The organism is Bacillus sp. FSL R5-0585, assembly GCF_038004545.1.
GTDB classification, from domain to species: domain Bacteria; phylum Bacillota; class Bacilli; order Bacillales; family Bacillaceae_G; genus Bacillus_A; species Bacillus_A cereus.
Genome location: NZ_JBBORJ010000001.1, coordinates 1,464,564 through 1,480,947 on the forward strand (window position 1 = coordinate 1,464,564; position 16,384 = coordinate 1,480,947).

The window sequence follows — 16,384 nt, forward strand, 5'->3', positions numbered from 1 at the left end:
GTATAGAATTTAAGTATGTATCATATTAGAAGACGGATTAAGAAAGTTTCACTGTAAAGTAAAAAAAGACAGACTAATAAATAGTCTGTCTTTTCACATTAATTCTTCACATCATCATAAAGTTCAAGTGCCTCTTTCACATTCAATCCATTTTTTACAATGCCATGTATTGCTTGAATCATCGCAGCTGGGTGCTCGGATTGCCATATATTTCGGCCCATGTCTACTCCAATTGCGCCTTCTTGCAACGCATTGTACGTAATGTTTAATGCGTCTTCAATTGAATCTAGTTTTGGTCCACCAGCAATGACAACTGGGGCAGGGCATGTGCTCGTTATTTTTTCGAATCCTTCGCAGTAATACGTTTTAATAATATCAGCACCCATTTCAACACATACGCGGGAAGCAAGTGCTAGAAAGCGAGCTTCACGTTTTTGTAATTCTTTTGCGACTGCGGTAATGCCGAGTACTGGCAGGCCGTAATCATGAGCTTCAGAAACTACATTTGCGAGATTTGTAACAGTTTGTGTTTCATAGTCTGATCCAATGAAAACAGAAACGCCGACGCCAATTGCGTTTTGTTTTACTGCTTCTTTCACAGGTGTAACAATTGTTTCATTCGCTAAATCTTTACCGACGACAGTAGCGCCGCCAGATACACGTATAACCATCGGTGTGCTGCAGTTTTCAGGAATACAGGAGCTAAGTACACCACGCGTTAAAAAGAGGGAGTCTGTATAAGGAAGTAAGTTTTTTACTGTTTCAAGTGGTTGTTCTAGTCCGTGAATTGGTCCTAAGAAATAACCGTGATCTATTGCTAGCATAACCGCTCTGCCATCAGGTAAAATTGTATTTAATCGATTTTTAAATCCCCAAGTCATTAGGAATCACTCCTTCGTTAATGTTGGATTTTCCGTTTGTACCGTATCTTTATTTGGTAAATGTGGTGACTTTATAAAAACTGCTTTAAAAGGTTTGTCAGAATGGTTAATAAGATAGTGAGATTCATGAGGGCGAACTTGCAGGACATCACCTTGTTTAATTGGAACTCTTTCGTTATTCACGTAGAAATCTATTTCACCTTCTAATGCATAGAAGACTTCCTCGCACGTTGTATGATAATGGTTTTGAAACTCTTGCCCAGGCTGAATGACAACAAGGCCTAAATCAATATTCGGTCCTTGTATTAAATATTTCGGCCCGTTATCACCGAAGCGATAGGAGAAATCATTTTCATTCGCTTTTAACATACATTTCACTCCTTTATGTAATGTGTTACAGAGCGCCGGGTGCAATCCACATATGTGAGGTGAGCCCTTTATCGGCTAAAGCGAGCTGACTATCATACACAGTTTTCCATGTTTCATAGAACTCCTTATAAAGTTCGTGATTTTCAGTGATTGGTTCAAATGTGTATTCCCACTGTACAAACTGTTCGGCAGTCTCTTCCATAGATTTATATATTCCAGCGCCAACTCCAGCAGCAATTGCAGTTCCTAACGCAGCTGCTTCTTTCACAACTGGTACTTTTACAGGGATTCCAAGTACGTCTGAAAGAATTTGTGGCCATAGTTTTCCTTTAGCTGCACCACCAGCAAAAACAACTTCAGAAGGGAATGTACCAGTGAGGTGTTCTATTAATTTTAAGTTTCCGAGTGTAACGAAAGCAGCATTTTCTTCAATAGCACGGAACATTTCTTTCTTACCGCATTTTTCTGCGTCTAAACTTAAATTTAAAAAAGAAGGTGCGGCATGACGCCAAGAAATGTAGTTCATAACGTTTGAAAAAGTAGGGATAATGCCATGTGACCCGGTCGGTACGTCTTTCGCTTGTTCTTCTAATAATTCATATGCATCTACACCAAGTTTTTCAGCGAGTTTTTTTTCTTCTTGACAAAAAGCATCTCGAAACCAGCGCATAACGAGACCAGGGAAAAAGGCGATCGTTTCGTATTGCCATAAGTTCGGAACGACGTGACAATTTACGCGAATTGAAGCATTTGGATCCGTTATTGGCTCTGTAATGTTCACTTCTTGTTGCCAAAAACTCCCCCCGCATATTAACGTTTGATTCGGTTTCACGATTCCTGTTCCGAGCGATGCCATTTGAGCATCTCCACCCCCGGCGACGACAGGAATCCCTTCACGTAATCCAGTTAATGCTGCACACTCTTTTGTAACGTTGCCAATTACTGTACCAGCTTCATTTACTGTTGGTGAAAATGGCAAAGATAGACCGCACTCCTTAGCGACATCGTTATCCCACACTCTATTTTGTAAGTCAAAAATACCTGACGTGCATCCGTTTGAGGGATCAATTTGTAGTACGCCGCTTAGTTTATATAAAATCCAATCGTTTAACATTGTAAAAGAGTAAATATTATTATAGACGTCGGGTTCATGTTTTTTTATCCAGAGTAGGCGTGGTAAAGCACCTAATGAAAAAGTTTGACCAGACTTTGTATATAAATCTTTTTCAAGATGTGACCGAATTTCTTTTAATTCACTAACTTCGACGGATGCGCGCCCATCAACATTTGCACACGCCCATATTTCTTGCCCATCTTGATCATATAAAACAAATCCTTCTCGCATACTTGTAGCGCTAATAGCAAGAATAGAAGAGGCAGGAGTGTTGCTTTTTTGAAGCACCTCTTTCGTACATTCTTGTACTAGCTTCCAATTTTCTACTACATCAAAGTTCATAGATCCTGGATAACGAAGGTCAGATTTGTGAATCCATTCTGTTTGACTTACTGCAATTTGATTACCATGTAAATCAAAAAGAACTGCTCGAATGCTCCCTGTACCAGCATCGAAAGCTAATAAATGGGACATTAACAATCACCATCCTTTCGTAATAAGGAGAGGGCAGTTTCCTCATCGGTAATTAATGAATGAATAAACTTTCCTTTTAAGGCACCATAAATTGCATCTATCTTTTCAGTACCTCCAGCAACACCGACGACATGCTTCATATTGCGCAAAATAGAGAGGGGCGTGCCAATTAGACGATTGTGATGCGAGAGCTCTAATAAATCGCCATTTGTATTATAAAACTGTCCTAAAATATCGCCAGCACCGTTTTGACTACGAATATATGTCATCTCACGTAGTGTTAATTTTTCTTCTTTTACAATCGTAGCGTCTTGAGATAATCCCCCAATACCGACAACAGCTGTATGAGCAAGTGAAGCGACTTGAAGCATATCTTTTACACTCGGTTCTGATAGAATACTTTGTGCCATTTCGGTTGTAGACGCTAGAAACGGCGTAGGGATAATGTGAAGTTCGCCTTGCATGTAGTGTAAATAGTTTTGTTTTCTCGGGAGATAGTGATTTACCCCGCCTGTGAGCGTTACGATTGAAAGGTTGATAGAACTTTCAAAATGAATGTTTTCTAGCATTTTGCTAATTGTTTCTCCCCAGCCAATACCGAGTAAATCGCCTTGCTGGAGATGAGTTTCTAAATATTGTGCAGCAGCTTTTCCGAGAGAAGCGTGATAATTGTTTACTGGGGTAGGGATAATAAAAGCATCTTTTAAGTGGAATTTTTTCATTAGGTCACGCTCAATACTTAAACAGTGCAAACCAGTCCCTTTTACGTGAAATGTAACGATACCTTCACTCCGCGCTTTATCTAATAACCGGACGACTTTATTTCTTGAAATATGAAGAAGTGACGCGATCTCCTGTTGTGTTAATTGGTCTTTATAATAGTACCAAGCTACTTTCGTTAATAAATTTTCTTCAAAGTTCAGCTGAGTCATACTCTTCATCCCTTTCAACAATTGACCACAGATTAAACATATGTACCATATATTTTGTTTATTCCAGTTGAAACGATTAATAGTACGTAGAAAAAAGTGTTCTAGATATAAAAAAAGGAATATACAATGCTACAAAACAAGTAGAACAAATAATCATTTTCTCAAAAAATGTTCTGGATAAAGGCAGGTGACATCATGTGGAGAACGTACCTTTATTACAAGTAAAGAAAATGAGTAAGGCGTTTTTAAATCAACTTGTATTAAAAGAAGTGAACTTACAAGTAGAGCGCGGAGATATATACGCTTTAGTGGGGGGAAATGGCGCCGGGAAATCAACATTAATGAAAATATTAACGGGGTTATATTCGTATGATGATGGAGAGATGTATGTAAAAGGAATGAAGCAACAGTTTTCAAATCCATCAGAAGCACACCGAAAAGGTATTTATTTAATACCGCAAGAACCACTCATTTTTCCGCATATGACTATTGAAGAAAATATATGTATCGGGTTAAAAGAAAAGAAAAAGAAACTAAAAGTACAGATTCAGCAATTGATTAGCAGCTTAGGATGGGATATTGACCTTAATAAACTAGGAGGAACATTATCGATTGCGCAACAACAGTTAGTAGAAATCGTTAGAGGATTAATAAGAGAAGCTGAGATTCTTATTCTAGATGAGCCAACATCGACATTAACAACACACGAAATTAAGAGTCTTTTTGTGTTGATGAAAAGTTTACAAGAAAAAGGAATTGGGATGATTTATATTACGCATCGTTTTCCAGAAATCTTTGAAATTGCCAACAAAGTAGCAATACTACGTGATGGAATGGTTGTAAGCCAAGGTGATGTATGTGACTATACATATGACATGCTGATGAAGGGACTATTGCCAAAAGGATATAAACAGAAAGAGAAAATAGAAGTAGTTCAAGAGACAGCAAAGACGAAAAAAATATTAGAAGTGGTTGATATAACTGGTCACGCATTCGAAAATATATCATTCACTGTACATGCGGGTGAGGTTGTAGGTGTTGCTGGCATTATAGGATCTGGCAGAACGGAATTAGCAGAAGCGATATTTGGATTGAAAACTATAAAATCAGGGTCTATCTTATTGGGCGGAAAATCAATTGATACGTGTTCTTTGCATAAAAGGCTAGACGAAGGACTAGTTTATGTGCCAGAGGATAGGGCGAGGAATGGAATTTTCTCAAGTGCTTCTGTTAAAGAAAATATTGCAGCAGCAAGTTTATATCAAAATAATCGCTTTTTTATAAATCAAGAAAAAGAAAGCGCTTTAGTTAATTCGTTTATAGAACAGTTCCGAATTGTTGTACAGAATATGAATAAAGAACTGGCATCTTTATCAGGAGGTAATCAGCAGAAGGTCGTGCTTGCGAAGTATCTTGCATGTAATCCTAAAATTATTATTCTTGATGAGCCGACTCGCGGAATTGATGCGAAAGCAAGGCTTGAAGTGTATGAGACGATAAAAAAAATGAAAAGGGAAGGACTCGCAATTTTATTAATCTCTTCAGATGTTGAAGAAATTGTCCAATTAGTAAACCGTGTATATGTAATGAGAAATGGGCGATTTGTTTCTCATATGGAAAAAGAACAACTGAGTGTGAATGAAGTTACACGCCTTGCATACGGAGGTGTAGCGGAATGAAACATATGTTAAAAATGCATGAAACGTCTATCATACTGTTACTACTAATTTATATAGCTATTGTAGGAATGATAAACCCTAGTTTTATTCAATTTAACTCGTTATCTTTACTGATGAAATCAAGCGTTATTTTAGTCGTGCTAGCAATCGGTCAATCGTTCGTCTTATTTACGAAAAATATAGATGTATCAGTTGGTTCAAGCATGGGGTTAAGTGCAGCAGTTTGCGGAATGATGTTAACGAATGGGTATAGTGCATTCTTGTCGATATTTGTAGCTATTATACTTGGGGCCATTATCGGTTTCGTAAATGGTATTGGAGTTGCGAAGTTTCGGGTACCAGCCATTATTATGACATTAGGCATGTTAGGAATTATTAGAGGTACAATGTTAATTTTCACAGGCGGGAAGTGGATTGAAGATATTCCAAACGATTTTAAGCAGCTGCCATCTATCATCATTCTTGGTTTACCTATAACTGTATGGTTCGTTCTTATTATTTTACTACTACTATACTTCTTTTTAAGAAAAGTGCCATTGGGAAGATACTTTTATGCGGTAGGTGATAATGAAGATGGCGCGAGGCTTATTGGTATACCTGTTAATAAAGTGAAGATATATGCGTTTATGATTTCAGGCATAAGCGCTGCGATCGCTGGTTGCATATTTGTTATGAATATCGGTTTCGTGCCAAATCAAACAGGTACAGGATTAGAATTACAAGTAATCGCAGCCGCTGTACTAGGAGGAATTCACTTAAAAGGAGGAACAGGATCTTTATTTGGAGCTGCATTAGGAGCGTTATTTTTAGAAACAATAAGTAGCTCACTCGTCTTTTTAAAAATACCAGCATTTTGGAATAATGCTATTTCAGGTTTTTTATTATTACTTATCATCATATTAGATAGTGTTATGAAAAAGTGGAAGGCAGAAAGGAGGATGAATCTATGAAGTATGTATATAGATGGGAAGGGGTTCTAATTGTATTACTTCTTGTAGAATTCATCCTTTTTAGTTTAATAAATAGTGATTTCTTAAATATTAGTAATCTCCTTTTTAGTACAAAGGATTTCTTATTTATCGCAATTGCGGCGATACCAATGACTTTTGTTATAGTAACAGGAGGAATTGATGTATCGATCGGCTCAATAATGGGGCTCACTTCGATCTTAATCGGTGTACTTTGGATGAACGGAATACCTATTTTGTTTGCTGTCATAATCGCCCTAATAATTAGTTGTTTAGCAGGCGCTATAAACGGACTCATTATAAAAATGACAGATGTAGAACCACTCGTCGTTACACTCGGAACGATGTTTTTATACGGAGGAATTGCACTCGTCATTTCAGGAGGAGCAGGTGCTTCTGGGTACGAAGGAATAAGCGGTTTACCTGACACATTTGTACAACTGGCAAACGGTAGTTTTATAGGAATACCGAATTTATTATGGCTACTGATCGTATTAACAGTTTTATTTACTGTATTATTTCATCGAACTATATACGGGCGCCATGTAAAATTAACAGGTGCGAACGAGAATACAGCAAAATACACCGGGATTAAAACGAAAAAAGTAGTCATTATCGCTTACATACTTTCCGGGTTAGGAGGTGGATTAGGAGGTGCTTTCTTAACCGCATACTTTGGTTCCGCACGTGCTGATATGGGAAGTGAAACAATTTTACCAATCATTACAGCAGTCGTATTAGGCGGGACACTTATTACAGGGGGAAAAGGAAGCATTATCGGTACTGTACTAGCGAGTATTTTTATTGGGCTCATGCAGTATGGTTTGCAAATGACGGGTTTAACAAATGAACAATCCAACGTAGTAATTGGTATGATTCTTATTCTTTCAGTTATTATGAAACATTTCAAATTACATCAATTCACACTGGGGAAAAGAAAGAATTTGCATAAGGGGGAAATGTCATGAAGAGGAAACTAGGGATTGTATTCATTGTATGTATTTGTTTAATCGGTTTAATCGCTTGTTCTAGTCAAACCGCAGATAAGAAAAAAGCTGATGATGTGAAATTTGCATTTATCCCAAAATTAACTGGAGTTGGCTTCTTTACATCAGGTGGTGAAGGAGCAAAAGAGATGGGGGATAAACTAGGCGTACAAGTGAAATATGATGGACCGTCTGAAGCAAGCGTATCTGGGCAAGTGAAATATATAAACAATTTTATTAACCAAAACTATGATGCACTTATGGTCTCTTCTACATCAGTAGATGGTTTATCACAATCACTGCAACGTGCTAAGAAAAAAGGGATGACTGTTTTAACTTGGGATTCCGATGTGAATCCGAAAGACCGTTCCTTTTATATAAGCCAAGGAACACCAGACCAACTTGCTAACTTATTAATTGAAATGACTTCCAAGCAAATTGGAGATAAAGGGAAAGTAGCATTTTTTTATTCTAGCCCAACAGTAACAGATCAAAACCAATGGGTAACGAAAGCGAAAGAAATTATTAAAGAGAAATATCCGAACTGGGAAATTGTAACGACGCAGTACGGTGAAAATAATGCGCAAAAGTCTTTGTCAGTAGGGGAGAATATTTTAAAAACGTATCCAGATATTAATGCAATCATTTGTCCAGATGCAACAGCACTTCCTGCAATGGCACAAGCAGCTGAAAATTTAAAAATGGATAAAAAAGTAGTGGTAACTGGATTTTCTACACCGAACGTTATGCGTGATTATGTAAAACGAGGAACAGTACAACAATTTGGTTTATGGGATGTAAAACAACAAGGTGCTCTCGCAACGTATGTAGCAAATGAAATTGTTGTAAAAGGGAAGAAGTTAAAAGTAGGGGATAGCTTCGAAGTAAAAGGAATTGGAAAAGTGAAGGTAGAGCCAAACTCCATTCAAGGATATGATTATGAGGCAGAAGGGAATGGAATTATCGTATTACCAGAACGAGTTGTATTTACGAAAGATAATATTGATAAGTATAATTTTTAGTAGACAAAAAAACGTCCGAATATATCGGACGTTTTTTATTTCTTCATTAATTATGAACAGTTTCTTTTTCGTTTAATCCAAGTGTACGACCAGTAGAAGTGTGAAGATCTTGGAACAATCTTGGATTTTCAGTTAGTGAAATGCCATATGAAGGAATCATTTCTTTTATTTTTTCTTCCCATTCTACCATGCGGCTTGGGAAACATTTTTCTAATACTTCAAGCATGACGTGAACAGCAGTAGAAGCACCTGGTGATGCGCCTAGTAATGCGGCGATTGAGCCGTCAGCTGCACTTACTACTTCTGTACCAAATTGAAGTGTTCCTTTACCGCCAGCATCAGTATCTTTAATTACTTGTACACGTTGTCCAGCAACTACAATATCCCAATCTTCACTTTTCGCGTTCGGAATGAATTCGCGTAATTCTTCCATACGTTTTTCATGTGATAACATAACTTGCTGAATTAAGTATTTTGTAAGTCCCATTTCTTTTACACCAGCGGCTAACATCGTTAAGACGTTATTCGGTTTTACAGAACCGATTAAGTCAAGATTTGAGCCAGTTTTTAAGAATTTAGGTGAGAAGCCTGCGAATGGTCCAAACAGTAAAGCTTTTTTATTGTCTATATATCTCGTATCTAGATGAGGTACAGACATTGGCGGAGCGCCAACTTTAGCTTTACCGTACACTTTCGCATGATGCTGCTCTACAACTTTTTGGTTTTTACATACCATAAATAGTCCACTTACTGGGAAGCCACCGATATGCTTTGATTCAGGGATACCAGTCTTTTGAAGTAGAGGTAGGCTACCGCCACCGCCGCCAATAAAGACAAATTTAGCAGTATGATGCTCAATTTTACCACTATTCATATCGTGTACTTTTACTTCCCACAAACCATTTTTCGTGCGCTTAATATTTTCGACACTATGCTTGTAGTTTAGCTCGACATTTTTTGTTTTTAAGTAATCAAACAACATACGTGTTAATGCACCGAAGTTAACATCTGTTCCAGAGTCAATCTTCGTTGCCGCCATCGGTTCATTAGATGTGCGACCTTCCATAATGAGTGGAAGCCATCTTTTTAATGTTTCAGGAGCATCAGAAAATTCCATTCCTTGAAACAGTGGATTTTTTGAAAGCGCTTCAAAACGGTTTTTTAGAAACTCAACATTTTTTTCCCCTTGTACTAAACTCATATGAGGTAGTGGCATAATAAAATCTTGTGGATTACGAATTAATTTGCTCTTTACAAGATATGCCCAAAATTGTCTTGAAAGCTGGAATTGCTCATTCACTTTTACAGCCTTACTAATATCTATAGATCCGTCAGCTTTTTCGGAAGTATAGTTCAGTTCGCATAGCGCAGAATGCCCTGTACCTGCATTATTCCATTCGTTAGAGCTTTCTTCCCCGGCACTTGCGAGTTTTTCAAAAACTTTAATTTCCCATTCTGGTGCTAATTCTTTTAGTAATGAGCCTAACGTTGCACTCATAATTCCTGCACCAATTAAGATAACGTCTGTTTTTTGCTGCATGTTGCTCATGATAATCTCTCCATCCCCTATATTGGCAAAAAAGTGTAGGTGTTTTCTATGTCTAAGCCGTAAAAGAGAAACACCGCCTAGGCCCCACCTAGGTGTATACCTTTTTTGTCTCAATTATATAACCATCTCATACTCTATTATAATAATTAATAGACTAAAATATCTAGTGTTATCTGATAATTTTAAACTATTTAACGTTTTATTCGCTAAAAATCTTATTTAACAAGCTCTTTTAAGGTGATAAATAGAAAAAAATTACAGTTTGAAATTATCTCGAAAAAGCTTACGTATCCTTAAGTGACTAAATCGAGTACCTTTTTATAGGATTATTCTTTCTGTAATGGTAAGATTATTCTGAAAAATAAAAAGGAGGGACTCTAATGTGTACAAAAGAACAAATTTCAAACTTATTTCGAAACTTTTCAATAAAGGAATGTAAAGGGTCAAGTGATTTATATGAATATTTATCAATGAAAATTGCTGAAGATGAGGAAGTACTTACACTATCGTCCTATGCTCAGGTAGGTCAACCAGTCCCAAACTTACTATTAGGTGCAGTACATTATTTATTGCTAGCAGGGAAAGAACATCATTTAAAAACGTATTATAGTAGTTTAGTTGAAAATACTGATACAAATTTAGATAAAGCTTTTAATCATTTTAAAGATTTCTGTAAAGAGTACCGAGAAGAAATCATTACTTTGTTACAAACGAAACTCGTTCAAACAAATGAAGTAAGACGGTGCGCATACTTATACCCAAGTTTCTGCTACATATTTAACAAAGTGAAGAAGCCGTTAGCGTTAATTGAAATTGGGACAAGTTCTGGGTTGCAACTGTTCTGGGACCAATATAGTTATTCGTACGGGACGGATGAAATGTACGGAAATATAAATTCAAATGTGCATGTAACTTCTGAAATAAGAGGGACGAATGTGCCGCATTTTCTAAAAGAAAGCCCATCTGTCGTAGAAAGAATCGGACTGGACTTACATGTGAATGATTTACATAATGAGGAAGATTATTTATGGTTACGTGCTTTAATTTGGCCAGAACATAAAGAAAGGCTTGAGATGTTTGATCAAGCTGCATCTTTAGTGAAAAATGAATCTGTCCAATTAATAGAAGGAGACGGTGTAGAGCTATTATCATCTATTATTGAACAAATAAGTGAAGAAGCTGTTATTTGTATTTTCCATACACATGTTGCAAATCAAATACCAGAACAAGTAAAACATAAGTTAGAAAAACAAATACAAGAAATTGGCGCAAAACGTGATGTATTCCACCTGTATAACAACATGTGGGATCGTGACCTTCATATTGATTATTATATTAACGGAAACGAATATCGTGAAACGGTTGGAGAAACAGAAGGGCATGGGAGATGGTTTAGCTGGAAGATTGGAAATGAGACGCTTATTTAGATTAATAGGGGCGCCCTCACTTGTAAAAGATGGGGCCATAGGCTCAAGCATTGACTAAATGGTTAAGGAATAAATGTATTAGTAACATACAAAAAATGCTTCGGAGAAATCCGAAGCATTTTTTGAATTACATTTAAACCCCATAATGGATCATGTACTTCTGTTCTGCTGCAGCTTGTACAATTTTTGAAGCTAACTCATTCAGCTCATCAGATTTTCTGAAGAACTTTGAGGATGTAACTGTTTCATAGAAAATTGCTAATGATTCAGGCGGGATAATTGTAATACCACAATAAGCTAAACCGTATTTCTGATTTTTGACTGTATGGAAGTAGGTTTTCATAATTGATAAATTTTGATTTAAACTACTGATAATATCATCATCAACAGATATGCAATGATATTTCTCTGGTGTATAATCTTCGTAATTTTTTTGAGAAGTAAAATCGTCATTTTGTTTACGGGTAATAGAAATGATTATGTAGTTCATTAGTATAGTACTTCATAAAATATCTTCGTTTCTTCTTCGTGAAGACAGTTTACTTATCGGTAAACTCATCGGGAGCCCAAGTGGCGATTTCATTCCCAGGTACAGCGACTACAAGCCATTGCTCACATAGGACACCAGCTTGCCAACATTCATAATAATCATGAAAACCATTTAAAAAAATAATTTGTCCACTCTCTAATGTAATAATTAAATGAGGGCTTTCTAAGCCAAGTTGTATATCGGTAACTTTTTGTCTTCTTATCTTACATATTCTTTCATATTCTTCTTTCTCAGAATAAACTTCAAATTCATCTTCATTTAATGGGTAGCTTTTTTGAGGTTTATTAAATAAATACCATTTGGATTCGATATTGATATATAATTGTCCGTCATAATCAACTGAGTCGTGAAAGTTTGTGAAATGAATCTTTATAGCGCCTGGAGAAATACCAAATTGTAATCCATCAACTTGTGATCCGATGAATAGATTTTTTAACATTTTTTCAGCGTGAATTTTATCCTCTGTATTCATCATTGAATTCCTCCTTTTCATAAAAATATACCTTATATTTTTATTGTAATAAATAAATTTTTATGTAAAATGAACCTTTTGTGAAAAACGAGCGAATATAGTGTGAAGGATTATGAGAGGGGAACGGAGCTTTGGATGAAGTACAATTAAAAGAATGGCTATATAAAGTGGGGTCTGGGGACCAAGAAGCCTTTCAAATTATTTATGAATATACATGTAAAGATATTTATAGAACAGTAGTATTTTTAGTAGGAAGTCAAAACCAAGATGTAGACGATATAGTTAATGAAGTGTACATCAATATGTGGAAGTCCATAACAAACTATGATATGAATCGTTCATTTCGTTTTTGGTTACATGGACTAGTTGTCAAGGAAGTACAGGATTGTCGTCGTAAATCGTGGCGACGATTTCGAATCTTTGAAAAGAAGAAAATGTATGAACAAGATCGGTCTTACATAATGGATGAAGTTATTTTACATAAAGAAACACGAAGTGAATTAGTAGAAATTGTACAAAATTTATCTTATAAACATCGTGAAGTAGTCATTATGCGTTACTTCCATGAATATAGCTTGGATGAAATTGCTGCACTTCTTCAAGTCCCTATTGGTACAGTGAAATCTCGACTACACACAGCACTAAAACGATTAAGAATGGAAATGGAACAAATGCCAAACGAAAGGGAGGAAGAAGTAAATGGATTTTGAGAGATATGTAACGAATGAACTAAAAAGAAAAGCAGAGAATCTAGACCCGTCTCCAAATCTAGATAATCAAGTGCAAAACTCTTTTTATAAATACCAACAGTCGAAAATGAAAAGGAAGATTTCTATGAAGAAAAAATTATTGCTTGGATTTGTAGCTACGGCAATTTTAATACCGACCGGTACTTTTGCAGGTACAACATTAATGGATAAAATTGTAGGGACACCAGAAAAAGCAAGACAAGATATGGGAATGACTGAGGATGGTTATAATGGCGTAATGGAACGTATAGAAATTGCTAAAAGTATATTTACAGAAAAGGACTTTGATAAGTATGTAACTTTATTACAGGAATCGTACTATTTTTATAAAAAAGTAAGTGTCGTAGAGAATGGTGAGAGACAATATACAGCAACCAATCGTCTAAATGCTGATGAAGAAATGAGAGATAGAGAGGTAATGGAACAATTACATACATATGAAGAAAGAATAGATCAACATTTTACCTATACATTTGAACAAGCTGAACAAATAACTGGTTTTCCAATCAAGCATCCAACATATATTCCGGTTGGACATCAATTAGTATTGGAAGAGGTAAAAGCTGAAGCAACACTAGGAAAACCTATGCCACTTATTACGATGAGATATGAAAATCAAAATGTAAAAAAACAGCCACATACTTCAGAGGCGGAATTAGGTTTTACAATTCATCAATTAGAAATTGTTGAAGGAGAATATAAAGATTACTTTATTGATAGACCATTTGATAAACCATCTGAAAGAGGACCTAATTTTACTGGAGATATAAAGAAATATAAATTAAATGGCTATGACGTTACATTCGGTGAGTATAAAGAATCGAATGTAAGGGCTATGAAAATAGTTGTGCCAGCAAAAGAAGGAAGAAATGCATATCAAGTGTATATAAATGATAGTATGTTGTCAAAAAAAGAGCTTGAGAACGTTTTACTTTCGATGATTGAATAGTTAATGAAAATAAAGAAAAATGAAAGTAACTAGTTACTTTCATTTTTCTTTTATGATAATATGTTAGTAATCACTTACTTACATATTGAATGGAGGAATAAAGATGGGTAAATTAACAGCGCGAGAAAAAGTTATGGAAGCTGCTACGTTATTGTTTGGTGAAAAAGGATATACAGCGACAACAATTCGTGAAGTAGCAGAAAAAGCAGGGGTAAGCGAGTTAACGATATTTCGTAATTTTAAAAATAAGGAAAATCTTTTTAGGGAGAGCATTATTTTACGGACGACACCAGTTGCATTGTTAGAGGAAATAGAAGAGCAATTTACTGGTGATTTACATAAGGACCTTACGAAAGTAGCAGAAACATATATTCAAACCAATTTACCAAAGCTAAATTATATTTGGGCTGCGTTAATAGAATCAAGACAAAATAGTGAAATGAAAACATTGCTACACGAGTTGAATTCACATTTAGTGAATCACTTAGAAAAATATTTAAAGCAACTTGGTGAGAAGGGACACATTTTCACCTGTAATTACAGTTTGATAGCAAATATGTTTTATGGACAACTGTTTTTATACATTATGAATGTAAGTATATCGGAAGAAGAGATTCAGTTAGAAGAGTATATAGAGACATGTGTAAATTTATTTATGAATGGGATTTTAAATAAATAAAAGGAATAAGGGTGGCAGAAATGAGGAATATATTTGCATTAATAGCTTTAATTGCGGGTTTTTTTATGGCAATTTTAGATTCAAATATTGTGAATATCGCATTACCAGAAATGACAAAGACATTTTATACTTCAATTGATACAATTTCTTGGGTTGCTAATAGTTATAATGTTGCCTTTGTATCGTGTTTATTAATTGCAGCACGTCTGGCGGATCAGTTTGGTCGTAAGAAGCTGTATATTATTGGTTTATTGGGATTTTCTGTTAGTTCGTTTATGTGTGGTATAGCCACTTCTTTTCATACATTAGTGGCTTTTAGGATAATACAAGGAATTTCCGCCGCAGTTATCGTACCAGTTGCTATGCCACTAGGCCTTAATTTAGTACCGAGAGAGAAACAAGGTATGATAGGAGGTATCATGGGAGCTTTTGGGGGATTAGCAGCGGCAATTGGCCCTTCACTTGGAGGTGTTTTAACTGACAAATTAAATTGGAGTTGGGTGTTTTTTATTAATATACCAGTTGGTATTTTATCTTTCATCTTCGTGATTCTTTGTATTAAGGAATCTTATGATCATGCTGCAAGCTCTAAAATAGATTGGGCAGGTATGATTACTTCTGCATCTGCACTATGCTTACTTGTATATGCACTCATACAAGTAAATACAAATCATTTAAGCACGATAAGCTTAATACTTCTTTTTATGCTCTCACTCGTAGGTTTTATATTATTTTTTATCATTGAAAAGAAAAGTAAAAATCCAATGTTGCCATTAAAGTTATTCACAAATAAAGAGTTTTCAATCTCAAATTTTTCTTTATTTTTTGTTGGAATGGGATTAATGAACTTTTTGTTTATACTTACTTTTTATTTTGTCCAAGTAGGAGGTATGTCTGAATTACAGTCAGGTTTAATAATTAGCACGCTAGCGATTGTTTCAATGCTTGTTACAGCAATAGTAACACCAATTGCAGCAAAGCGGGGAAGTTCATTAATAGGTAGTATGGGGCTACTAACATTTATTTTATCATCATATTTATTTAGTCAAATAGACTCAAACTTTACTACATGGGATTATATTTGGCGATTAATAATCGTTGGGATTGGAACTGGTTGCACATTAGCGCCATATACAACAATAGCAGTTTTAAGTGTGCCGATTGAAAAGTCAGGTGTTGCTGCAAGTATATGTAATGTTTCTAGAACAGTTGGAAGTATTGTTGGAGTAGCGATACTGGTGATGTTTCTAAATCATCAGTTGTTAGTTGAAAAAGAGAAAGTAAATAGGGAAGTAGTGACTGCAATTAAAAAAAGTGATTTGTCAAATTTAGAAAGGGAACAAGTATTGCAAGCCATAAATAAAAAACAACAGATATTATTACAAACTGATGGGGAGAGCAAGATTTACAAGCAACTAAAGGAGAAATATAAGCATGGAATTATTCGTAGTTATAATGAAGTATTTCTAATGGGGAGTATTATCTTTTTTATCGCTTTTGCTTTTAATATAGGAAGAGTCATTATAAGTAAAAAGAGAAGTAAAAGAGCAATATCTTATAATCCGTAATGTTATTATGTAAACA

16 protein-coding genes are annotated in these 16,384 nt (G+C 35.5%); 9 read left to right on the forward strand and 7 right to left on the reverse strand.

Features of this window, described 5'->3' with window-relative positions:
* Positions 1-98: 98 nt before the first annotated feature.
* Genes lsrF through MKY38_RS07580 form a run of 4 tightly spaced genes read right to left on the reverse strand, consistent with a single transcriptional unit; the run spans position 99 to position 3,770 of the window.
* Positions 99-881 (reverse strand): 3-hydroxy-5-phosphonooxypentane-2,4-dione thiolase, encoded by a 783-nt coding sequence (gene lsrF / locus MKY38_RS07565; protein ID WP_341048593.1) that lies wholly within the window; start codon positions 879-881, stop codon positions 99-101.
* A gap of 6 nt (positions 882-887) precedes the next feature.
* Positions 888-1,250: a cupin domain-containing protein gene (locus MKY38_RS07570; RefSeq protein ID WP_000909986.1), complete on the reverse strand. Its 363-nt coding sequence runs from the start codon at positions 1,248-1,250 to the stop codon at positions 888-890.
* Between the two features lie 25 nt (positions 1,251-1,275).
* The gene (lsrK, locus tag MKY38_RS07575) at positions 1,276-2,838 is read right to left on the reverse strand and encodes an autoinducer-2 kinase (RefSeq protein ID WP_341048595.1); all 1,563 of its coding nucleotides are present in this window, start codon (positions 2,836-2,838) and stop codon (positions 1,276-1,278) included.
* Positions 2,838-3,770 carry a sugar-binding transcriptional regulator gene (locus MKY38_RS07580; RefSeq protein WP_000192709.1) on the reverse strand — a complete coding sequence of 311 codons (933 nt, stop codon included), beginning with the start codon at positions 3,768-3,770 and terminating at the stop codon, positions 2,838-2,840. The genes lsrK and MKY38_RS07580 overlap by 1 nt, the downstream gene beginning before the upstream one ends.
* 197 nt (positions 3,771-3,967) lie before the next feature.
* On the opposite strand from MKY38_RS07580, the gene MKY38_RS07585 reads away from it, so the two are divergent.
* From MKY38_RS07585 to lsrB, 4 genes are read left to right on the forward strand one after another with little or no spacing between them, the layout of a single operon-like run.
* Positions 3,968-5,449, forward strand: coding sequence for a sugar ABC transporter ATP-binding protein (locus MKY38_RS07585; protein ID WP_070180239.1), 1,482 nt, complete (start codon positions 3,968-3,970; stop codon positions 5,447-5,449).
* Positions 5,446-6,399, forward strand: coding sequence for an ABC transporter permease subunit (locus MKY38_RS07590; protein WP_025710051.1), 954 nt, complete (start codon positions 5,446-5,448; stop codon positions 6,397-6,399). The genes MKY38_RS07585 and MKY38_RS07590 overlap by 4 nt, the downstream gene beginning before the upstream one ends.
* Entirely contained in the window at positions 6,396-7,385 is a 990-nt protein-coding gene (locus MKY38_RS07595; RefSeq protein WP_065224536.1) for an ABC transporter permease, read from the forward strand. The genes MKY38_RS07590 and MKY38_RS07595 overlap by 4 nt, the downstream gene beginning before the upstream one ends.
* Positions 7,382-8,425, forward strand: a complete 1,044-nt coding sequence (gene lsrB / locus MKY38_RS07600; RefSeq protein WP_065224535.1) for an autoinducer 2 ABC transporter substrate-binding protein LsrB — start codon at positions 7,382-7,384, stop codon at positions 8,423-8,425. The genes MKY38_RS07595 and lsrB overlap by 4 nt, the downstream gene beginning before the upstream one ends.
* A gap of 46 nt (positions 8,426-8,471) precedes the next feature.
* Here lsrB and MKY38_RS07605 read toward each other — a convergent pair whose 3' ends face one another.
* Positions 8,472-9,974: a malate:quinone oxidoreductase gene (locus MKY38_RS07605; RefSeq protein WP_000069139.1), complete on the reverse strand. Its 1,503-nt coding sequence runs from the start codon at positions 9,972-9,974 to the stop codon at positions 8,472-8,474.
* Between the two features lie 380 nt (positions 9,975-10,354).
* Between MKY38_RS07605 and MKY38_RS07610 the strand changes: the two genes are divergently transcribed.
* Positions 10,355-11,401: a DUF2332 domain-containing protein gene (locus MKY38_RS07610; protein WP_000337442.1), complete on the forward strand. Its 1,047-nt coding sequence runs from the start codon at positions 10,355-10,357 to the stop codon at positions 11,399-11,401.
* 133 nt (positions 11,402-11,534) lie between these two features.
* On the opposite strand, the gene MKY38_RS07615 is transcribed toward MKY38_RS07610, so the two are convergent.
* On the reverse strand, positions 11,535-11,891 hold the full coding sequence (locus tag MKY38_RS07615) for a hypothetical protein (RefSeq protein WP_001106576.1): 357 nt from the start codon (positions 11,889-11,891) through the stop codon (positions 11,535-11,537).
* A 49-nt stretch (positions 11,892-11,940) separates the two neighbouring features.
* Positions 11,941-12,423 (reverse strand): hypothetical protein, encoded by a 483-nt coding sequence (locus MKY38_RS07620; protein WP_114555555.1) that lies wholly within the window; start codon positions 12,421-12,423, stop codon positions 11,941-11,943.
* A 131-nt stretch (positions 12,424-12,554) separates the two neighbouring features.
* On the opposite strand from MKY38_RS07620, the gene MKY38_RS07625 reads away from it, so the two are divergent.
* The 4 genes from MKY38_RS07625 to MKY38_RS07640 all read left to right on the forward strand — a co-directional run bounded on the left by MKY38_RS07625 (position 12,555) and on the right by MKY38_RS07640 (position 16,368).
* Positions 12,555-13,133, forward strand: a complete 579-nt coding sequence (locus tag MKY38_RS07625; protein ID WP_044307007.1) for a sigma-70 family RNA polymerase sigma factor — start codon at positions 12,555-12,557, stop codon at positions 13,131-13,133.
* Positions 13,123-14,121 (forward strand): hypothetical protein, encoded by a 999-nt coding sequence (locus tag MKY38_RS07630; RefSeq protein WP_044307008.1) that lies wholly within the window; start codon positions 13,123-13,125, stop codon positions 14,119-14,121. The genes MKY38_RS07625 and MKY38_RS07630 overlap by 11 nt, the downstream gene beginning before the upstream one ends.
* 103 nt (positions 14,122-14,224) lie before the next feature.
* On the forward strand, positions 14,225-14,800 hold the full coding sequence (locus MKY38_RS07635; RefSeq protein ID WP_044307009.1) for a TetR/AcrR family transcriptional regulator: 576 nt from the start codon (positions 14,225-14,227) through the stop codon (positions 14,798-14,800).
* Positions 14,801-14,820: 20 nt separating this feature from the next.
* Entirely contained in the window at positions 14,821-16,368 is a 1,548-nt protein-coding gene (locus tag MKY38_RS07640; protein ID WP_044307010.1) for an MFS transporter, read from the forward strand.
* Positions 16,369-16,384 lie beyond the last annotated feature (16 nt).